The sequence below is a fragment of the Microbacterium sp. MAH-37 genome (assembly GCF_009758255.1).
In the GTDB taxonomy this organism is placed as follows: domain Bacteria; phylum Actinomycetota; class Actinomycetes; order Actinomycetales; family Microbacteriaceae; genus Microbacterium.
The window spans coordinates 68,089-87,474 of record NZ_WSEN01000003.1 but is presented as its reverse complement, the minus strand read 5'-3'; the positions used below and the strand labels follow the sequence as shown (position 1 = coordinate 87,474).

Below are 19,386 nucleotides of genomic sequence, written 5' to 3'. Positions count from 1 at the left end.
CTGCCAGCTTGGGGCTGTGTGCGGGCTCCTGTCCGTCCTGCGAGAATGGTACCCATGGCTCATTCCCCCTTCGCGAACAGGCAGAGCGTCGCCGTCCTCGGTGGCGGCCCCGGTGGCTACGAGGCGGCGCTCGCCGCGGCCCAGCTGGGGGCTGATGTCACCCTCGTCGAGCGCGTAGGGGTCGGCGGCGCCGCCGTCCTCACCGACGTGGTGCCGTCGAAGAGCCTGATCGCCACGGCCGACGCCGCCGTCGCGATCTCCGAGGCATCCGATCTCGGTGTGCAGTTCTACGCCAAGGGCGAGCACGGCAAACCGCTCAAGCCCGAGATCGCGATCAACCTGGCCGCGGTGAACAAGCGGCTGATGGCTCTCGCCGGGCAGCAGTCCGAGGACATGCGCACCGCGCTGCTGGATGCCGGGGTGAAGATCCTCTCCGGCCACGGACGTCTCGACGGGCACAATGCGATCGTCGTGTCGACCGCGGTGGGCGGGACCGACTTCGACCGCGTGGAGGCCGACACGATCGTCGTGGCCGTCGGCGCCGCACCGCGCGAGCTGGACTCGGCCAAGCCAGACGGCAAGCGCATCCTCACCTGGACGCAGCTGTACGACATGAAGGCGCTCCCCGAGCACCTCATCGTGGTGGGATCCGGTGTCACCGGTGCGGAGTTCGCCTCGGCCTACATGAACCTGGGTGCGAAGGTCACGCTGATCTCCAGCCGCGACCAGGTGCTCCCGGGCGAGGACCAGGACGCCGCTGCGGTGCTGGAGCGGGTGTTCAAGCGCGGCGGCATGCAGGTGCTGTCGAAGTCGCGCGCCGACAAGGTCGAGAGGACCAAGGACGGCGTCGTCGTCACCCTCTCCGACGGCCGCACGGTCGAGGGCAGCCACTGCCTGCTCGCGGTGGGATCGATCCCGAACACGCACGGCATCGGGCTCGAGGAGGCCGGTGTCGAGCTCACCGAGTCCGGGCACATCCGCGTGAACAAGGTCGCGCGCACCTCGGTGTCGAACATCTACGCCGCGGGCGACTGCACGAACTTCTTCCCCCTGGCCTCGGTCGCCTCGATGCAGGGCCGCACCGCGGTGTTCCACGCCCTCGGCGACATCGTGATCCCTCTGGAGCAGCGCCGGATCACGGCGAACATCTTCACCGCCCCGGAGATCGCGACGGTCGGCTACTCCGAGAAGGACGTGCAGGAGGGTGTGATCGAGGGCATCGTGCACAAGCTGCCGCTGGCGGCCAACCCGCGGGCCAAGATGATGGGCATCAGGGACGGCTTCGTGAAGCTCATCGCCCGGCGCGGCTCTGGCACCATCATCGGCGGAGTGATCGTCGCGCCGAAGGCCTCCGAGCTGATCTACCCGATCGCGGTGGCGGTGGAGCGCCGTCTCACCGCCGACCAGGTCTCCCGCGTGTTCGCGGCGTACCCCTCGCTGTCGGGCAGCATCACGGATGCCACCAGGGCCATGCATCAGGTCGCGATCTCCTGACCCATAACGCAGAAAGGGCGCCCCGCGGGGCGCCCTTTCGCATGTCTGGGATCAGCTGATGGTGAGCAGCTGGTGCCCGGCGGACACCGTCGCACCGGCATCGGCGTTGATGTTGCCGATCACGCCGTCCTTGTGCGCCTGCAGCGGCTGCTCCATCTTCATCGCCTCGAGGACCACGACCAGGTCGCCCTTGACGACCTGCTGGCCGTCCTCGACGGCGACCTTCACGACAGTGGCCTGCATCGGCGACTTCACTGCGTCACCGGAGGCTCCGGAGTTCGCGGTGGTCGCATGGCTGCGGCGGGACGGCGGCACGGCGGCCGGGCGCCCTGCTGTGCCGGATGCCACGGCGACGCGGTCGGGCAGGCTGACCTCGAGGCGCTTGCCGCCGACCTCGACGACCACGGTGTGACGGCCGGGGGCAGTGGCCGGATCCTCGAGCTCGCCGTCCCAGGCCGGGATGTCGTTCACGAACTCGGTCTCGATCCAGCGCGTGTACACGCCGAACTCGCCGTTCTCGGCGGTGAAGGCGGGATCGCGCACGACCTTGCGGTGGAACGGCAGCACGGTGGGCATGCCGGACACCTCGAACTCGTCCAGGGCGCGACGCGCGCGCTCCAGAGCCTCTGCGCGGTCGCGGCCGGTGACGATGATCTTCGCCAGCAGCGAGTCGAAGGCCCCCGAGACCTGGTCGCCGGCGGTCACGCCGGAGTCGAGACGGATGCCGGGGCCTCCGAACGTCTTGAAGACGTGGATGGGGCCGGGCTGGGGGAGGAACCCGCGACCCGGGTCCTCGCCGTTGATGCGGAACTCGAAGGAGTGCCCCTGCGGCTCCGGGTCGGCGTAGTCGATGGTGCCGCCGGCCGCGATACGGAACTGCTCGCGCACCAGGTCGATGCCGGTGACCTCTTCGGAGACCGGGTGCTCGACCTGCAGGCGGGTGTTCACCTCGAGGAACGACACGGTGCCGTCTGCACCGATGAGGAACTCGCAGGTTCCGGCGCCGACGTAGCCGACCTCCTTGAGGATGGCCTTCGACGCGGCGTACAGCTGGTCGTTCTGCTCCTTCGTGAGGAACGGCGCGGGGGCCTCCTCGACGAGCTTCTGGTGCCGGCGCTGCAGGGAGCAGTCGCGGGTGGAGATGACCACCACATTGCCCTCGGCATCCGCCAGGCACTGGGTCTCGACGTGGCGGGGCTTGTCGAGGTACTTCTCGACGAAGCACTCGCCACGCCCGAAGGCCGCGACGGCCTCGCGGGTGGCGGACTCGAACAGCTCGGCGACCTCGTCGAACTCGCGGGCGACCTTCAGGCCGCGTCCGCCGCCGCCGTAGGCGGCCTTGATGGCGATGGGCAGGCCGTGCTCCTGCGCGAAGGCGATGACCTCGTCGGCGCCGTCTACGGGACCGGGGGTGCCCGGCGCGAGCGGCGCGCCGACCTTCTCGGCCACGTGGCGGGCGGTGACCTTGTCGCCGAGCGCCTCGATCGCCTCGGGGGACGGGCCTATCCAGGTCATGCCCGCGCCGATGACGGCTCGGGCGAAGTCGGCGTTCTCGGCGAGGAAGCCGTAGCCGGGGTGCACGGCGTCGGCGCCGGCGCGGCGGGCGACCGAGAGGATCTTGTCGATCTGCAGGTAGGTCTCCGCGCTCGTCGCACCCTCGAGGGCATAGGCCTCGTCGGCGAGTCGCACGTGCAGAGCGTCGCGGTCCTGGTCGGCGTACACGGCGACAGAGGAGATCCCGGAGTCCCGGGCGGCGCGGATGATGCGTACGGCGATCTCGCCGCGGTTCGCGATGAGCACCTTGGCGATATCAGGCATGGGTTTCAGCCTAGCGAGTGTCGGACCGATCTATTTGACGACTCTCCACAAGAAAACCTCGAATTCATGTCGGGATGCGTCAACGTGGTGGGTCACTGAGGCTGTCGAGGCGTCCACAGGTCGGTCCAGACGACTCCGAGTTGGCCGGCCAGCCGGCGCAGCGTCGACAGCGACATCCCCACCACCGTCGAGGGGTCGCCGTCCACGCGGGTGATGAACGGTCCGCCCAGGCTGTCCACGGTGAAGGCGCCCGCGACGTGCAGCGGTTCGCCGGAGGCGATGTACGCGTCGATCTCGGCATCGGTCACATCGGCGGCGAACGTGACGGCGGCCTCCGCGACGGCATGCGCCTCGACCGGTATGGCGCCGGGCCTCACCCGGAACACCGAGTGACCGGAGTGCAGGACGCCGGTCTCTCCCCGCATACCCCGCCAGCGCCGACGCGCCTCCTCCGGCGTGTACGGCTTGCCGAGCACCTCACCGCCGATCTCGAACATCGAGTCGCCGCCGATCACCAGACCGTCGAAGTCCGGGGCATCCGTCTGCAGCCTGTGCACGACGTCCGCCGCCTTCGCGCGACCCAGCAGCAGCACCAGTTCAGCAGGAGCGAACGGCGCTCCGCGTTCCGCCTCGGCTGCTGCGGCGACCGCGTCCTCGTCGACGCCGGGGGAGAGGGTCTCTGGTTCGATGCCCGCCTGCCGCAGCAGCATGAGGCGGGCAGGGGATGTGGAGGCCAGGAGCACGCGCATGCTACCCAGTATCTGGGAAGATCGAGGGATGACCTCTTCCGCGGGCGAGCTGCTCGATCTCGACATCACCGGTTTCGCGCACGGCGGCACCGCCATCGCCCGTCATGAGGGCCGTGTCGTGTTCGTCGCCGACGCCATTCCCGGAGAGCGGGTGCGCGTGCGCGTGGCAGATGCGTCGAAGCCGTCGTTCTGGCGCGCCGACGCCGTCGAGGTGCTCGAGGCCTCCCCGCACCGCGTGCCCCACATCTGGCCCGAGGCGGACATCTCGCGCGACCCGGCCGACCGCGTCGGCGGAGCCGACCTCGGCCACATCGAGCTCGGACACCAGCGCGTGCTCAAGCGCCAGGTGCTGCAGGAGGCGCTGGACAAGTTCGCGGGCGCAGGACTCAACGCGCCCGAGGTCGCCGGCCTCGACGACAGCGACGGCACCGGCTGGCGCACGCGCATGACGCTGCACGTCGACGACGCCGGTCGCGTCGGACCGTACGCGGCGCGCAGCCACCGGGTCATCGAGGTCGGCTCGCTCCCGCTTGCGCGGCCGGAACTGGCCGAGGCCGCCGGAGCCCTCGTCGGCACCCCCTCCGCAGGGCGCATCGTCTTCGTCGAGCCGGCCGACGGCCGTGCCAGGGTGCTGCCGCGACCGGACCGCCCGACCCGTTCGCGACGCGGAGCGCGCGCTCACCGGCGGGAGCCGGAGGTCATCGTCGAGAAGGTCGGTTCGCGGGAGTTCCGTCTCGACGTGGACGGCTTCTGGCAGGTGCATCCGCTGGCCGCCGCCACGCTCGACGCCGAGGTGCGTGCGGCTCTCGAGGGACGCGTCGATCCCGATGCCACGCACTTCGACCTGTACGGCGGGGTGGGACTGTTCGCCGCAGCCCTCGCCGATCTCGGCGCCACCGACGTGGTGACGGTGGAGTCGGACGCCCGCGCCACCGCGCACGCGGAGCAGAACCTCGCGCCACTGGACGTGCACGCCGTCACCGCGCGGGTCGACCGCTTCCTGGCATCCGGCCCCGCGGGGAGCCGGGCCGGCACGATCGTGCTCGACCCGCCGCGCGCCGGTGCGGGCAAGGCTGTTGTCGAGGCGGTGCACGGTCTCGACCCCGAGGCCATCGTCTACGTCGCCTGCGACCCCGTGGCGCTGGCCCGCGACCTCGGCACCTTCCGCGCCCTCGGATGGGAGGCGGACAGCCTGCGCGCCTTCGACCTGTTCCCGCATTCGCACCACTTCGAGACCGTGGTGCGGCTGACGCGCTGATCGGCCCGACCCTCTGAGTATCCTGAATCCATGAGCACCGTCGCCCTCATCGACGATCACGAGTCGGTACGTCTGGGCCTCGAGGCCGCCTGTCTGCGCGACGGGGAGCAGCAGGTCGTGTTCTCCGGCGGCACCGTGAAGGACTTCCTGCTGTGGCGGGCATCGGCCGGAGCGCCGCCCGTCGACGTCGTCGTGCTCGACCTCACCCTCGGCGACGGCACCACCGTCACCGAGAACGTCGCCACCCTCGTCGCCGACGGGGCGAGCGTCGTGATCCACAGCGTCGCCGACCGCCCTGCCGCCGTCCGAGAGGCGCTGGTCGCCGGAGCTGCCGGCGTCGTGAGCAAGTCGTCCGCGCTGGACGACGTTCTCGACGCGATCCGCACCGTCGCGCGCGGTGACGCCCTGAACAACGTCGAGTGGGCCAGTGCGGTCGACGGCGACCGCGAGTTCGCCGACGCACAGCTCTCCACACGCGAGCGCGAGGTGCTCCGGCTCTATGCCGCCGGACTTCCGCTGAAGGTCGTCGCCGAGCGTCTCGGAGTCGCGTACTCCACGGCCAAGGAGAACATCACCCGCATCCGCGTGAAGTACGTCGAGGTGGGCAGGCCGGCGCCGACCAAGGTCGACCTGCTGCGCCGCGCGATGGAGGACGGCATCGTCGCCCCGGACGGGGCCTCGCGTGGCGGTTGACGCCCGCGGCATCCGGGAGGCGTGGAACCAGATCCCGTCGCCGGGTGCGGCAGGCTCCGGTCTGGAGCGGTTCACCGGCAACCGGATGGAGCGCATCCTTCAGATCGTGATCGCGCTGGGCTCCGCGGCGCTGGGCGCGCAGGCGTTCCTCGGCGCCATCGGCACGATGTCGAGCGTGGATGCCGCGCACCTGGCGATCCTGAACATGGTGTTCCTGCCGCTGGTGTGCATGATCGTGGCGTGCCTGGCCGGACGTTTCGTGCGGGTGGCCTGCGGCAGCTTCGCCGTCTCGTACATGTTCGCGCTGCTGCTCTGGCCCGTCGTGGTGATCTCCGCGGGGCGCGGAGCGTCGGAGCAGCCGTGGATCTTCTTCCTGGTGAACATCGGAGTGGTGGCCGCCGTCGCGGCGTTCCCGTTCGCCCTGCAGTTCGTCTGGGCCGCGGCACTCCCGCTGGTGTATGGCTGGGTGCGGCTGGTGCAGGGCGGATTCTCGCAGGAGTACTGGATCACCACGGCCTTCGATGTGACGTTCACCCTCATCCTCGGCATGGTCCTCGTCTCGCTGGCGTGGATGTTCCGCTCCGTCGCGGCCGGCGTCGACGAGGCGCGCGCGAAGGCGGTCGACACCTATGCCTCCGCCGCCGCCGCGACCGCTGCGGAGGAGGAGCGCGTCGCGCTCGCCGCGCTCATGCACGACAGCGTGCTCGCGGCACTGATCGCCGCGGCCAGGGCCGAGAGCGAGCGCGAGCAGGATCTGGCCGTCGGCATGGCGCGGGAAGCGCTCACCCGTCTCGCCAACACCGAGGCGTCGGTGGCGCAGGAGGGCAGCGACGAGCCGGTGAGCACCACCGGGATCGTGTCCGAGCTGCGGCGCACGCTGTCGGAGCAGGGCGCGGACGCCGTCGTCGAGGAGCGCGGCGAACCCGGTGCGGTACCGGGCAAGGTGGCCCGTGCGCTGGTGCTTGCAGCGCGTCAGGCGATCGGCAACGCCCTGACGCACGCGGCGGGTCGGGGACTGCACGTGGTCGTGGAGGAAGAGGATCCCGGCATCCGGATCGTCGTCAGCGACACGGGTCCCGGGTTCGACCTCGAGCACATCGGTGAGGACCGGCTGGGTATCCGCGCGTCGATCCTCGCGCGCATGGCCGCGGTCGCGGGAACCGCGGACATCTCATCCGGAGACTGGGGCACGGTCGTCACGCTTGGTTGGGACGGCGCATGAGACTCACCGTACGCAGCATGGCCACCGGGTTGGCGCTCGGCTTCGCCGTCTACTTCGCGGCCCGTGGTGTGTGGTGGACGCCGGTGCAGCCGGAGGTGCCGCTGTTCATGGTCGCCGCGATCGGCCTGTACGTCGCCACCATCCTCACCGCTGTGCTGGCCGGCACCGATCGGGACGTGCGGATGCCGCTGTGGTGCGGCATCCTCGCGATCGTGACCTCGATCGCCGTGCCGCACCTGGTGTCGGTGTCGCTCATCGACGCCGACCGCGTCGCGCCGTTCGCCACCTGGTACATCGGGGCCACCGGACTGCTGGGCGTGGTGTGCATCGTGCGGCGCCGGTTCCTGATCGGCTGGCTGATCCTGCTGGTGCTCACGATTTCGTCTTGTGCCCACATGGGGCCGCAGAACGCGTTCACCCTCGGCCTGGTCGGCTCCATGACGTGGGTGGCCGTGGCCCAACTGCTGGTGCTGTTCTGGGACCGTGCGGTGCGTGACACCGAGCGCCTCGCCGACATACAGCAGGCGGTGTCGGCCTGGCACGCCACCCAGCAGGTGCGGCAGAGGGAACGGCGGATGCGGGTGCAGTTGGCGCTCGCGGTGGCGGGACCACTGCTGGCCAGGACGGTCGCCGAGCGCGGCGCACTGGACCCCGAGGAGAAGATGCGCGCGCGCATCGCAGAGGGCCGCCTGCGCGACGAACTGCGCGGTGCGAGCCTGCTCAACGACGCGGTGCGCGAGGCCATCGCGGACGCCCGCAGCAGAGGTGTCGCGGTCACGGTCTTCGACGAGGGCGGGCTGGACAACGTCGACGAGCCGCGCAGGGACGAGATTCGCGACGAACTGGCCGGTGTGCTGGCTCAGGTGAGCACCGACCGGGTGATCATCCGCGCGGGCAGCGACGAGGTCATCGCGGTGACGGTCGTCGGTCGCGGCGGTGCCGGCGGGTCGCGCGATGAGGACGAGGTCGATCTCTGGCATGAGATCCCGCGCGAGGCGCCGAAGCGCTGAACCCTCCGGAGCCGGAGACCCTGCGGTCTCGGGAAGAGAAAGGGCGAGGGGCGGCGAAGCCGCCCGCCCCTCGCCAACGCGGACGAGTTACCCGAAAACTGTCCGCATGTGGACGGTGATTCGCTTGCCTACCCTGGGACAAGGAGACCGTCTAACGCGAAGCGTTGCATCCAGTCTGCCGGGCAGGAAACATGCTGTCTGTAGGTATTTCGGGGGACAAATCCCGCCTTTTCTGGCATTTCGGAGTCGAAACGCCAGAAATCAGCCCGAGAACCGGCCCCAGGGGATGTCGCGGCGCAGCGGCGTGCGCATCGGACGACGCGTGCTCATCCACGCCGAGACGCGGGTCTCGTCGGCGACGGCCGCAGCGACCTCGGACGTGTACGCCTCGCTGACGATCGCGACCAGCGCGGCGAGCTCCTCGTCGGTCGGGTTGCCCCGCACGACCTCGACGATCGGGACCTCGTTCTGCTCGGGCTGCTCGGTCACAGCGGGATGTTCCCGTGCTTCTTGGGCGGCAGCTCGGCCCGCTTGCCCTTGAGGGCGCGCAGGGACTTCGCGATCGCCACGCGGGTGTTCGCCGGCTCGATGATGCCGTCGATCTCGCCGCGCTCGGCGGCGAGGAACGGGCTGGTCACGCTGTACGTGTACTCGTTCGCGAGGCGCGTGCGCACGGCGGCGACGTCCTCTCCGGCCTCCTCAGCGCGCTTGATCTCACCGCGGTACAGGATGTTGACGGCGCCCTGGCCGCCCATCACAGCGATCTCCGCGGTCGGCCAGGCGAGGTTGACATCGGCGCCGAGCTGCTTCGAGCCCATCACGATGTACGCACCGCCGTATGCCTTGCGCAGGATGACGGTCACCAGCGGCACGGTCGCCTCGGCGTAGGCGTAGATGAGCTTCGCGCCGCGGCGGATCACACCGGTCCACTCCTGATCGGTGCCCGGCAGATAGCCGGGAACGTCGACGAGCGTGACGATCGGGATCGAGAACGCGTCGCAGAAGCGCACGAACCGGCTCGCCTTCTCGCCGGCCTCGATGTTGAGGGTTCCTGCCATCTGCGACGGCTGGTTGGCGATGATGCCCACCGAGCGCCCCTCGACGCGGCCGAAGCCGATGAGGATGTTCGGGGCGAACAGCGGCTGCACCTCGAGGAAGTCCCCGTCGTCGACGATGTGCTCGATGACGGTGTGCATGTCGTAGGGCTGGTTGGGGGAGTCCGGGATGATCGTGTTCAGCACACGGTCGGAGTCGGTGGTCTCGAACTCGAAAGGCGTGTCGTAGCCGGGGATCTCCGCCATGTTGTTGTCCGGCAGGAAGCCGAGCAGCGTGCGGGCGTAGTCGATCGCGTCGTCCTCGTCGTCGGCGAGGTAGTGCGCGACACCGGAGCGGGTGTTGTGCGTGTACGCGCCGCCGAGCTCCTCCATGCCGACGTCCTCGCCGGTGACGGTCTTGATCACGTCGGGTCCGGTGACGAACATCTGGCTGGTCTTGTCGACCATGATGACGAAGTCGGTGAGAGCGGGGCCGTACACGGCGCCGCCGGCGGCCGGGCCCATGATGATCGAGATCTGCGGGATGACGCCTGAGGAGCGCGTGTTCATCTTGAAGATCTCGCCGTACTTCGACAGCGCGAGCACACCCTCCTGGATGCGGGCGCCGCCCGAGTCGAGGATGCCGATCACCGGCATCCCGCTGGTGAGGGCGAACTCCATGATCTTGATGATCTTGTCGCCGGAGACCTCGCCGAGCGAGCCGCCGAAGGTGGTGAAGTCCTGTGAGTAGACGGCGACGGTGCGTCCGTGGATGGTGCCGATGCCGGTGACGACGGAGTCGCCATACGGGCGGTTGCGGTCCATGCCGAAGGCGGTGGTGCGATGCCGGACGTACTCGTCGAACTCGACGAAGCTGCCGGGGTCGACGAGAAGCTCGATACGTTCCCGGGCGGTCATCTTGCCCTTGGCGTGCTGCTTCTCCTGGGCTTTCTTCTCGGGGTCGACGACGGCCTCGGTGTAGCGGGCGCGGAGGTCCGCGATCTTGGCTGCGGTCGTCGAGAGGTCAGGCGTGTCCGTCACGTTTCCACACTAGTGCCGGGCGCCGGGGCGCCGTTGGATGCTCGCCACAACGGATTCGCCGATCCTTTGGCTGATCGGTTCTCCTGCTCGGCCAGTTCTTCGGGGTCCAGTTGCCGCCGTCACACCACGAACCGCCAGACGTACTCCAGACCGTCGTCCGGGCGGAACCACGCCAGCGTGACCACGACGTCGTCCAGATCGGCAGCGCACAGGCACAGCTCGAGCCTCTCGGCCGGCAGCACCTGACCCCACAGATCGGTGACGATGCCGGTGGCCGGAACGTCGTGGAACACCCGCACGAAGTCGACCGGCTCGTCGCCGCCGTTGACGACGACCGGGTGCGCGCGCTCGTCCCGCAGGACACGCCAGGGCACGCGGTAGGCAGGGACGGATGGCGGGAGCTGGGGGAGTCCGAGAGTCATGCCGCCACGCTAGGAACGGCTGCGGACAGGGTTGCCGGCTCATGGGCATCCGGTGCCGGGCCTGTGCAGGAGCGCCTGCTATTCGTCTGCTGTGGAGAGGATCTCGGGATCCGTCTCCGCGTCTCCCACGTCCAGTGCGGGCCGGCGACGCACTGCATCCGTCACCTTGCGCCCGGCCCAGCCCACTCCGCGCACGGCGGTGCCCGCCGCGCTCGCGGCGGCAGCGCCGACGAGACGCGCGCCGTGCAGCATCCGCAGCTCCAGTCGCTGTGCGCCGGGCACCGGTTCCAGCTCGGCGGGAAGCTCCGACGGCGCCTGGCCGAAGGCCTTCCGTGACGCGGTCAGTACGCGCCGGCCGAGGACATGGTTGCCGGCGCCGCCGATCGCTGCGCCGATGCCGAACGGCAGCGCCTTGCCCAGGAACGACGCACTGCCGTTGACGGCGAACTGCTTGATGAACATGCCCTTGAGCCGATCGACGAGCGGCCCGACCGCCGCCCGCGGCAGGGACTTCGTCACCAGCTCACCCCAGTACGCCGAGCGCGTGCCGCCCTTGCCGACCGCCTGCTTCGCCAGCTGAGAGACCAGGTCGACGCCCTCCTTGCCGAGCATGAGCGTCATCACCAGTGCGCGTGCACGGTCGGGATTCTCGATCGGGATGCCGTGCACCTCGGCCACCGACTGCGCGAACAACGCGGTCGACTCCACGAAGCCCAGTGTCTCGACCCCCGACAGGGTGAGTGTCACGCCGGTACCGATGCCGGGAACCACAGCCGTCGCGCCGACGGCCGCGCCGCCCGCGGTCACGGCGGCGAGATAGCGCAGCTCGAGGATGCGCACGATCTCGGCCGGCGTCGCGTTCGGGCTGCGCAGGCGGATGCTGCGGATGTGGGCGATCACCAGCGGACGCTGCACCGCGAGCACCCGGTCGACGCCGCGAATCACGAACGGATGCTCGTCAGAGCCCGCCGGCGGCAGGCCGGTGTCCCAGGCGGAGTCCGCGGGGAGCGAATGGATCTTGTGCACCTTCTCGCGCATGCGCCGATCCTATGGAATCACGCCGCGAGAAAGCCGAAAGCCCGGCCCCACGAGGGGCCGGGCTTTCGAAGGAAGCGGAGTCAGACGAACAGGTTCGCCCGCTCGAGGTCCTCGGCGAAGTCGATCTCGACCGCGTACAGGTCGGACACATCCATCGGCTCGATGAGCACGCCGTCCTCGGCGATCGCCAGCTCGAGGCCGCGCTCGAAGTAGTCCTGGTCCTCGACTCGCTGGAGCTGGCGCATGAACGCCTTCTTGTGCGTGGAGGAGATGTAGTTGATGCCGACCGCCTCGCCGAGACCGCCCTTGACGGTCTTGGACAGCTCGTTGATGAAGCCCTCGGAGGTGACGGTGTACTTCACCTCTTCATCGCTGACCTTGGACGTGTTCACGGTGACGAACGACTGGTCGCGCTCGATGAGCTCGATCGCGCGGCCCAGGATGCGCGGGTCGAAGACGACGTCGCCGTTCATCCAGAGCACGCCGCCGCGGCCGGTGACGCTGAGTGCGCGCAGCAGGCTCTTCGACGTGTTGGTGACGTCGTAGCGCTCGTTGTGCACGTAGTTGACGTCGGGGAAGGACTCGATGATCGTCTCGGCGCGGTAGCCCACGACGGTGGTGATCCTGGCGTCGCCACCGAAGGCGGCACGGATGTTCTCGTGCTGCTGCTGCATGATGGTGCGGCCGTCGTGCAGCTCGGTGAGCGGCTTGGGGAGGGCACGCCCGAGGCGCGAGCCCATGCCTGCGGCCAGGATGACGGTCTGAAGAGTCACGAATGCTCCTAAAAAGTATCTGTGTTCACTGTCGATTCATCGACGGGACACCTCTTCGTGCCGATCACATGTTAGCGAAACGCCCTGGGAGAGCCCCGGGCCAGGGAGTCGGCGTTGCCGTTTCGTGATCGAGTACACACCGGACACTCAGGATCGGTCATGGCGCGAAATACCGCAGTTCGCGGACCCCGGAAAGCACGAGGTCGGTTGATAGCGTAATAGATGTGACTGCTTCTTCCCCCTCTCCCGGAGACGACCCTGTGAAGGCCCCAGCTGCGTCGGAGGATGCCCCGGCGTCAGGGAAGAAGACCGGGACGGCGAGGAAGACGACCACGACGAGGAAGGCCACGCCCGCGAAGAAGGCGACGTCTGCAGAGACGGCGGCGGCGAAGAAGGATGCCGCGCAGCAGGCCGCGGCGAAGACGGCGGCCGTCAAGAGCGCGGCGCGTACGACGGCCGCGGCGAAGACGGCGGCGGCGAAGAAGACCTCGACGGCGGCCGCCGCCAAGACCGCGGCGGCGAAGACCGCGGCGGCGCGCACGACCGCGGCGAAGTCCGCGGCGAAGACGACCGCGGCTCAGGCAGCGGCGAAGAAGACCGCTGCGGCCCGGACGGCGGCCGCCTCCCGCGATGAGGAGTCGACGGCGACGAGCGCGAAGACGCCCGCAGTGCGGAAGACGGCTGCGAGGAAGTCCACTGCCGCGACGGCCGCGAAGACGACTGCCGGCTCGAAGACGACTGCGGCGAAGGCGGCGGCCGGCTCGAAGACGACTGCGGCGAAGGCGACGGCCGGCTCGAAGGCGACTGCGGCGAAGTCTGCGACAGCGGCCAAGAAGCCTGCGACGAAGACGTCCACCGCCAGGAGCACCACGGCCAAGGGGGCCGCGGCGGCCGGCGCGACGGCGGCCAAGAAGGCTCCGGCGAAGAAGTCTCCCGCGAAGACGACTGCGGCGAAGGCGACCGCCGCTGAGACAGCGGCGGCGGCATCCGCGGACATCCCCGCGGAGTCCGGGGCGACGACACGCCCCGCCGCGAAGATCGCAGCAGTAGCCGCGGCGGCCGGTGTGGTGGAGACTGTGGCTGCAGATGCCGCGACGACGGGTCCTGGGGAACCCGCTGTGAAGGAGGTCATCGTGACCGAAGAGACTCCGCAGACCGAGGCGCCGCCGCGGGACGACACCGTCGTCGTCCCCGCGGAGGCCGTCACGGTCGCGGTCGCGCCGGAACCCGAGTCCGCCGCATTCGCGCCGGAACCCGAGTCCGCCGCATTCGCGCCGGAGCCCGAGTCCGCCGTATCCGAGCGGGAACCCGAGCCCGTCGCATCGGCGCCGGAACCCGCCGAGCCGTGCCCCGAGCCGGCACCCGCGCAGGTGCCGCAGGCGCCCCGCGCGGCACCGCTGGACGAGGACGCCGTGCCGGCCGTGATGATCCGCGGCCTGGTCAAGCACTTCGGCGACACGCGCGCGGTCGACGGGATCGACCTGACCGTGCCCGCGGGCACCTTCTACGGGATCGTCGGTCCGAACGGCGCGGGCAAGACGACCACGCTGTCCATGGTCGCCGGCCTCCTGCGCCCGGACGGCGGCAACATCATCATCGGCGGCGTCGACCAGAAGGCCGAGCCGGTCGCCGCGAAGCGCGCGCTCGGCGTGCTGCCCGACCGGCTGCGCACCTTCGACAGGCTGACCGGTCGCCAGCTGCTCTACTACTACGGGCTGCTGCGGGGGCTCGACTCCGGCGTGATCGAGAAGCGCGCGGCCGACCTCGCCCGGGCCTTCGACCTGACCGAGGCACTGAGCCGCGTGGTCTCCGACTACTCTGCGGGAATGACCAAGAAGGTCATGCTCGCCGGTGCGATGATCCACTCGCCGCGCGTCCTCGTCCTCGACGAGCCCTTCGAATCGGTCGATCCGGTCTCGTCCGGCGTCATCCTGGACATCCTGCGCGCGTACGTCGACCACGGCGGCACCGTGATCCTGTCCAGCCACGGCATGGACCTCGTCGAGCGGGTCTGCTCGCGAGTCGCCGTCATCGTCGGCGGCGAGGTGCTCGCCGAGGGCACCATCGACGAGGTGCGGGGCGGACAGTCGCTGGAGGCGCGCTTCGTCGAACTGTCCGGCGGAAACGCCGAGGTGGAGGGGCTCGAGTGGTTGCACACGTTCTCCGCCTGAGGCTCGCGCTCCTGGCGGGATCGGTGCGCACCGGTCGTCCGGTGCGCACGGTCCTCGGTCTGCTGGTGGTCGCCGCGCTGACGGTCGCGACCTGCGTCGCGGTGCTCAGCCTCAGCGACGGCACGCTGGAGACCGCGCGCTCGGTGATCGTCCTGGGCGGCGCCGCCGTCTTCCTCGCGTTCCTGCTGGGGCCGGTGCTGATCGGCACCAGCGACCAGCTCGATCCGCGGAAGTTCGCGGTGTTCGGCGTCGACGAGCGGCGGATGCCGTGGATGCTGGCCCTGGCGTCGGTGATCAGCATCCCGAGTGCCGCGCTGATCGCCGTCGGCGTCTGCGTGACGATCGTGGGCGTCGGCTTCGGTGCGCCCTGGCCGGTCGCCGCGCTCTGCACCCTCCTCGGCGTCGCGGTGACCATCGTCGCCGCTCGGATCGGGATGGCCGTGAGCGCGCTGCTCCTCCCGGAGCGTCGCTCGCGTGAGCTGACAGCCCTGTTCGCGCTCGCGCTGATCGTCATCGCGTTCCCGGTCGCCGTGTTCTTCGCCTCGATGGCGTGGGACGGCGCGGTGCCGGCCGCCGTCGCCACAGCCACCTCCATCATCGGCGTGACCCCCCTCGGCGCCGCGCAGGGGTTCCTGTTCTCCGTCGCCGGCGGAGACACGGCCGCTGCGTGGCTGAGCGCGGTCGTCGGCGTCCTCACAGCAGTCGGGGCCGCCGTGCTGTGGGCGTGGCTCGTGCGCCGGCTGCTGACCACCGTGGAGCGCCCGGTGGCAGCGCGCGAGCGCTCCGGGCTGGGCTGGTTCGCCGTACTGCCGTCGAACGCCTTCGGAGCGGTCGCCGCACGCAGCCTGGTCTACTGGCTGCGCGACCGTCGCTACATCGTGAACGTCATCGTGGTGCCGATCGCCGGCATCCTCACCGTGCTGCCGCTGGTCGTCGCCGGCGTGCCGATCGCGATCGCCGCGTTGATACCGGCGCCGCTGATCGCACTGTTCCTCGGCTGGCTGCCGCACAACGACGTCGCATACGACTCGACCGCGATCTGGGTGCACATCGCCAGCGGCATGAAGGGCGTGGCCGACCGGCTCGGACGCCTGGTTCCGATGGTGCTGCTCGCACTGCCGCTGCTCGCCGTCGCCGTGTCGATCACGCTCGCCGTCGTGGGGGATTGGTCGCTGCTGATGCCGTTCACCGGGGTCGTGGCATGCCTGTTCCTGAGCGCGCTGGGAATGTCGAGCCTCTCGTCGGTCATCGCGCCGTACGCGGTGTCGCGCCCGGGTGACAGCCCGTTCCAGCAGCCGCAGCGCTCCGCGTCCTACGGTTCGTACGGCGCGGCGCTCTCACTGCTCGCCGCGCTGGTGCTCACCGTCCCGGCGGGCTGGCTCTTCGTGCTCACGCTGCTGGAGGGCGACCAGCACGGACCGGCGACGTTCTGGACCGGCATCATCGTGGGCGTGCTGGCGCTCGCGGCCGGCGTATCGCTGGGCGGGCGCATCTTCGAGCACAGCGGTGAGCGTCTGATGGAGTTCGCCGAGACCACCTGATCGTCACGAGGGCGCCCTGGCGCCGTCGACGACGATTAGAATCACCGTCATGAGTACTCCGCTGGACAGCCCCGATCAGGGCGGCGTGGCAACGCTTGATCGCGAACTCGAGGAACTCCTCAAGGAAGAGCACTTCGAGCCGGGCGACCATGAGCGCTTCTCGCACTACGTGAAGAAGGAGAAGATCCTCGAGTCCGCCATCACCGGCAAACCGGTGCGGGCGCTGTGCGGCAAGAAGTGGACCCCGGGCCGTGACCCGGAGAAGTTCCCGATCTGCCCCACGTGCAAGGAGATCTACGAGTCGATGGTGGGCTGAGCCCGCCCTTCGGCAGGTTCAGGCCCCCAGGGTCAGACCGCGTCGACCCACAGGGTCGGGATCGCCGGATCCGACTTGCTGAGTGCGAGTGCACGGATCGGCAGCTCCTCGCGCACGCGCAGGTGGTGCGCGCGAGCGGATGCCGTTCCCTGTGCGCCTTCGAAGGACGTGTCGATCTCGCCGTTCTCGACGAGCACGACCTGCAGCGCACGCGCATCCGGGTGCTCGGCGGGTACATCGACCTCGTCGAAGCCCGCCGACACGGCGATCGTCTCGGCGCTCGCGGTGCCGTCCTCGAGGGAGCGGAACGCGGCCTTCCTCCCGCCCTTCGACGCCTTGTCGGCGGAGGCCTTCGCGACCGGGACCCAGGATCCCGCGGCATCCTGCCGGGCGACGAGCTTGTAGACCATGCTCGCGGTCGGGTATCCCGATCCGGTGACGACCGATGTGCCGACGCCGTAGGCGTCGACCGGCGAGGCGGCCAGGGCCGCGATCGCGTATTCGTCCAGATCGCTGGTCACCGTGATCCGGGTGCCGGTTGCGCCGAGCTCGTCGAGCTGGGCGCGCACCTCGGCGGCCACGATCGGCAGGTCGCCGGAGTCGATGCGCACGCCGCCCAGCGACGTGCCGGCGACGCGGATGGCGAGTTCGACGCCCGCGCGGATGTCGTAGGTGTCCACGAGCAGGGTGGTGTCGGTGCCGAGTGCCTCGATCTGCGATCGGAAGGCCGACTCCTCGTCGTCGTGCAGCAGGGTCCACGAGTGCGCGGCCGTGCCCATCGTCGGGATGCCCCAGCTGCGACCGGCCTCGAGATTGCTGGTCGCACCGAAGCCGGCGATGTACGCGGCTCGGGCTGCGGCGACGGCGGAGTGCTCCGCGGCGCGGCGCGAGCCCATCTCGGCGAGCGGACGATCGCCGGCCGCGATGCTCATGCGAGATGCCGCGGTGGCCACTGCCGAGTCGTGGTTGAGCACGCTCAGTGCCAGAGTCTCGAGCACGACAGCGTCGGCGAAGCTGCCCTCGACCGTGAGGATGGGGGAGCCGGGGAAGTACAGCTCGCCCTCGCGGTAGCCGCGGATCGTGCCGGTGAAGCGGTAGTCCTCCAGATACGCCAGTGTCGTGGCATCCACCACGTCGTTGTCGCGCAGGAACCGCAGCTCGTCCTCACCGAATCGGAACTCGCGCAGCAGCGCCAGCAGGCGCCCGGTGCCGGCGACGACGCCGAAGCGGCGGCCGCCGGAGAGCCGGCGTGAGAACAGCTCGAACACGCATGGGCGGGCACCCGTTCCGTCACGCAGCGCCGCGGCCAGCATGGTCAGTTCATAGCGATCGGTGTACAGCGCCGTCGACGTCGTCATGAGGACGAGCTTAGTGATCGCGGGGGTGCGGCTCCGGCTCATGAAAGTTATTTGCGCGGACGCCTAATTTAATGAATACTACTTCCAGGTTCGGGATCGCCCGTGACTGCTCAAGGAAGAACAGGGAAGCAAATGAAAACTCGCGTGATCTCCGTCGTCGCGCTGGGCGCGGTCGCCGCGCTGGCCCTCGCCGGATGCTCCAACGGCAGCTCCGGGGACTCCGGCGACGCCGTCGACGGCAAGGGCAAGACCATCACCGCCTGGGTGATGCAGGGCACCAACCCCGACTCGTCCGCCTACCTCGACGCCGTCTCGAAGGCCTTCACCGAGAAGACCGGCGCCAAGGTGAAGTTCGAAGAGGTCCAGTGGGCCGACGCCCACCAGCGCTTCGTGACCGCCATCGCCGGCGGAACCTCGCCCGATGTGGCGGAGACCGGCACGACCTGGACCCCCGAGTTCGCAGACGCCGGCGCGCTCGTCCCGATCGACGACTACGTCGCCGAGGAGAAGGGCCTGAAGGACGACCTGGTCAAGGGCCTCGCCGAGGCGGGCACCTACGACGACGAGCTGTACGGCATGCCCTGGTACGCCGGCGTCCGCTCCATCGTCTACCGCGCCGACATCTACGAGGAGCTGGGGCTTGCAGCCCCGACCACCTGGGATGAGATCGTCTCGAACGGCGAGAAGATCAAGGCCGCGCACCCCGAGATGGCGGCGTTCGTGGTTCCGGGCAACGCCGAGTTCGGCGTCTACCCGTGGGTCTGGGGCGCTGACGGAGAAGTCGCCGTGAAGGACGGCGACAAGTGGAAGTCCGAGCTCGACTCCGAGAAGTCACAGGCGGGCCTCACGTTCTACACCGACCTGGCGCTGAAGCACGGCTTCTCGACCCCCGGTGCGACCACCTGGAAGGAGACCGACGTCCGCGACGCCTTCACCCAGGGCAAGGTCGCCACGATGCTCTCCGGATCGTGGACCCCGAAGTCGCTGATCGAGTCGAACCCCGAGCTCGAGGGCAAGCTGGGCGTCGCAGTGATCCCCGGTGAGGACGGCGGCATCTCGCCGTCCGTGCTCGGCGGATCGCACCTGTCGATCTTCGCGGACTCCAAGGAGCCCGACCTGGCCTGGGAGCTGGTCAAGCTGATGACCGTCGGCAAGTTCGCCACGCAGTGGGCGGATTCGACCGGTTACTTCCCGGGCCTCGAGTCGCTCATGAAGGACGCGCTGGAGTCGACCGACCCGCTGATCGCCCCCTTCGCTGAGCAGATGGTCGACGGCGGTGCCTCCGTGCCGGTGACTCCGCAGTTCGGTGCCGTCCAGGCCAAGCAGACGACCAACACGATGATGCAGGAGATCCTCAGCGGGCAGAAGACCGTCGCCGAGGCGTCGAAGGACGCTGCTGCTGAGATGACCGACCTGCTGAACGCCAAGTAGGACGCATCTTGACCACG

General features: G+C 69.6%; 17 protein-coding genes. 9 read left to right on the top strand and 8 right to left on the bottom strand.

What is annotated here, in order from left to right:
* Positions 1 to 54 precede the first annotated feature (54 nt).
* The gene (locus GON06_RS02790; RefSeq protein ID WP_378735792.1) at positions 55 to 1,494 is read left to right on the top strand and encodes an NAD(P)H-quinone dehydrogenase; all 1,440 of its coding nucleotides are present in this window, start codon (positions 55 to 57) and stop codon (positions 1,492 to 1,494) included.
* 51 nt (positions 1,495 to 1,545) lie between these two features.
* Here the strand turns inward: GON06_RS02790 and GON06_RS02785 are convergent, their stop codons facing one another.
* The gene (locus GON06_RS02785; RefSeq protein WP_157310771.1) at positions 1,546 to 3,312 is read right to left on the bottom strand and encodes an acetyl/propionyl/methylcrotonyl-CoA carboxylase subunit alpha; all 1,767 of its coding nucleotides are present in this window, start codon (positions 3,310 to 3,312) and stop codon (positions 1,546 to 1,548) included.
* A 92-nt stretch (positions 3,313 to 3,404) separates the two neighbouring features.
* Positions 3,405 to 4,061 (bottom strand): Maf family protein, encoded by a 657-nt coding sequence (locus tag GON06_RS02780; protein ID WP_157310770.1) that lies wholly within the window; start codon positions 4,059 to 4,061, stop codon positions 3,405 to 3,407.
* Between the two features lie 28 nt (positions 4,062 to 4,089).
* On the opposite strand from GON06_RS02780, the gene GON06_RS02775 reads away from it, so the two are divergent.
* Genes GON06_RS02775 through GON06_RS02760 form a run of 4 tightly spaced genes read left to right on the top strand, consistent with a single transcriptional unit; the run spans position 4,090 to position 8,244 of the window.
* Positions 4,090 to 5,319: a class I SAM-dependent RNA methyltransferase gene (locus GON06_RS02775; protein WP_157310769.1), complete on the top strand. Its 1,230-nt coding sequence runs from the start codon at positions 4,090 to 4,092 to the stop codon at positions 5,317 to 5,319.
* Between the two features lie 30 nt (positions 5,320 to 5,349).
* Positions 5,350 to 6,012 carry a response regulator transcription factor gene (locus tag GON06_RS02770; RefSeq protein ID WP_157310768.1) on the top strand — a complete coding sequence of 221 codons (663 nt, stop codon included), beginning with the start codon at positions 5,350 to 5,352 and terminating at the stop codon, positions 6,010 to 6,012.
* A complete protein-coding gene (locus tag GON06_RS02765) occupies positions 6,002 to 7,234 on the top strand; it encodes a sensor histidine kinase (protein WP_198346584.1) in 1,233 nt (410 codons plus the stop codon). Before GON06_RS02770 ends, GON06_RS02765 begins: the two co-directional genes overlap by 11 nt.
* Positions 7,231 to 8,244, top strand: a complete 1,014-nt coding sequence (locus GON06_RS02760; RefSeq protein ID WP_157310767.1) for a hypothetical protein — start codon at positions 7,231 to 7,233, stop codon at positions 8,242 to 8,244. The genes GON06_RS02765 and GON06_RS02760 overlap by 4 nt, the downstream gene beginning before the upstream one ends.
* Positions 8,245 to 8,505: 261 nt before the next feature.
* Here GON06_RS02760 and GON06_RS02755 read toward each other — a convergent pair whose 3' ends face one another.
* The 5 genes from GON06_RS02755 to GON06_RS02735 all read right to left on the bottom strand — a co-directional run bounded on the left by GON06_RS02755 (position 8,506) and on the right by GON06_RS02735 (position 12,552).
* On the bottom strand, positions 8,506 to 8,733 hold the full coding sequence (locus GON06_RS02755) for an acyl-CoA carboxylase subunit epsilon (RefSeq protein ID WP_332837108.1): 228 nt from the start codon (positions 8,731 to 8,733) through the stop codon (positions 8,506 to 8,508).
* Positions 8,730 to 10,319 carry an acyl-CoA carboxylase subunit beta gene (locus GON06_RS02750; protein WP_332837107.1) on the bottom strand — a complete coding sequence of 530 codons (1,590 nt, stop codon included), beginning with the start codon at positions 10,317 to 10,319 and terminating at the stop codon, positions 8,730 to 8,732. The genes GON06_RS02755 and GON06_RS02750 overlap by 4 nt, the downstream gene beginning before the upstream one ends.
* 119 nt (positions 10,320 to 10,438) lie before the next feature.
* Positions 10,439 to 10,741, bottom strand: a complete 303-nt coding sequence (locus GON06_RS02745) for a hypothetical protein (protein ID WP_157310766.1) — start codon at positions 10,739 to 10,741, stop codon at positions 10,439 to 10,441.
* 78 nt (positions 10,742 to 10,819) lie between these two features.
* On the bottom strand, positions 10,820 to 11,779 hold the full coding sequence (locus GON06_RS02740) for a hypothetical protein (protein ID WP_157310765.1): 960 nt from the start codon (positions 11,777 to 11,779) through the stop codon (positions 10,820 to 10,822).
* A gap of 80 nt (positions 11,780 to 11,859) precedes the next feature.
* Positions 11,860 to 12,552 (bottom strand): phosphocholine cytidylyltransferase family protein, encoded by a 693-nt coding sequence (locus GON06_RS02735; RefSeq protein ID WP_332837106.1) that lies wholly within the window; start codon positions 12,550 to 12,552, stop codon positions 11,860 to 11,862.
* Between the two features lie 224 nt (positions 12,553 to 12,776).
* Between GON06_RS02735 and GON06_RS19035 the strand changes: the two genes are divergently transcribed.
* The 3 genes from GON06_RS19035 to GON06_RS02720 are packed head-to-tail and all read left to right on the top strand — an operon-like array spanning position 12,777 to position 16,580.
* Entirely contained in the window at positions 12,777 to 14,723 is a 1,947-nt protein-coding gene (locus GON06_RS19035) for an ABC transporter ATP-binding protein (protein ID WP_332837105.1), read from the top strand.
* Positions 14,699 to 16,264, top strand: coding sequence for a hypothetical protein (locus tag GON06_RS02725; protein WP_332837104.1), 1,566 nt, complete (start codon positions 14,699 to 14,701; stop codon positions 16,262 to 16,264). The genes GON06_RS19035 and GON06_RS02725 overlap by 25 nt, the downstream gene beginning before the upstream one ends.
* Before the next feature lie 49 nt (positions 16,265 to 16,313).
* A complete protein-coding gene (locus tag GON06_RS02720) occupies positions 16,314 to 16,580 on the top strand; it encodes a DUF3039 domain-containing protein (RefSeq protein WP_157310764.1) in 267 nt (88 codons plus the stop codon).
* A gap of 32 nt (positions 16,581 to 16,612) precedes the next feature.
* Here GON06_RS02720 and GON06_RS02715 read toward each other — a convergent pair whose 3' ends face one another.
* Positions 16,613 to 17,938 carry a nicotinate phosphoribosyltransferase gene (locus GON06_RS02715; protein WP_157310763.1) on the bottom strand — a complete coding sequence of 442 codons (1,326 nt, stop codon included), beginning with the start codon at positions 17,936 to 17,938 and terminating at the stop codon, positions 16,613 to 16,615.
* A 132-nt stretch (positions 17,939 to 18,070) separates the two neighbouring features.
* Between GON06_RS02715 and GON06_RS02710 the strand changes: the two genes are divergently transcribed.
* The gene (locus tag GON06_RS02710; protein ID WP_157310762.1) at positions 18,071 to 19,369 is read left to right on the top strand and encodes a sugar ABC transporter substrate-binding protein; all 1,299 of its coding nucleotides are present in this window, start codon (positions 18,071 to 18,073) and stop codon (positions 19,367 to 19,369) included.
* The last annotated feature ends 17 nt before the right edge of the window (positions 19,370 to 19,386 follow it).

Coding starts and splice junctions, on each gene's coding strand:
- GON06_RS02790 (WP_378735792.1), top strand. CDS start 55: ATGGCTCATTCCCCCTTCGCGAACAGGCAGAGCGTCGCCGTCCTCGGT.
- GON06_RS02785 (WP_157310771.1), bottom strand. CDS start 3,312: ATGCCTGATATCGCCAAGGTGCTCATCGCGAACCGCGGCGAGATCGCC.
- GON06_RS02780 (WP_157310770.1), bottom strand. CDS start 4,061: ATGCGCGTGCTCCTGGCCTCCACATCCCCTGCCCGCCTCATGCTGCTG.
- GON06_RS02775 (WP_157310769.1), top strand. CDS start 4,090: ATGACCTCTTCCGCGGGCGAGCTGCTCGATCTCGACATCACCGGTTTC.
- GON06_RS02770 (WP_157310768.1), top strand. CDS start 5,350: ATGAGCACCGTCGCCCTCATCGACGATCACGAGTCGGTACGTCTGGGC.
- GON06_RS02760 (WP_157310767.1), top strand. CDS start 7,231: ATGAGACTCACCGTACGCAGCATGGCCACCGGGTTGGCGCTCGGCTTC.
- GON06_RS02745 (WP_157310766.1), bottom strand. CDS start 10,741: ATGACTCTCGGACTCCCCCAGCTCCCGCCATCCGTCCCTGCCTACCGC.
- GON06_RS02740 (WP_157310765.1), bottom strand. CDS start 11,779: ATGCGCGAGAAGGTGCACAAGATCCATTCGCTCCCCGCGGACTCCGCC.
- GON06_RS02720 (WP_157310764.1), top strand. CDS start 16,314: ATGAGTACTCCGCTGGACAGCCCCGATCAGGGCGGCGTGGCAACGCTT.
- GON06_RS02715 (WP_157310763.1), bottom strand. CDS start 17,938: ATGACGACGTCGACGGCGCTGTACACCGATCGCTATGAACTGACCATG.
- GON06_RS02710 (WP_157310762.1), top strand. CDS start 18,071: ATGAAAACTCGCGTGATCTCCGTCGTCGCGCTGGGCGCGGTCGCCGCG.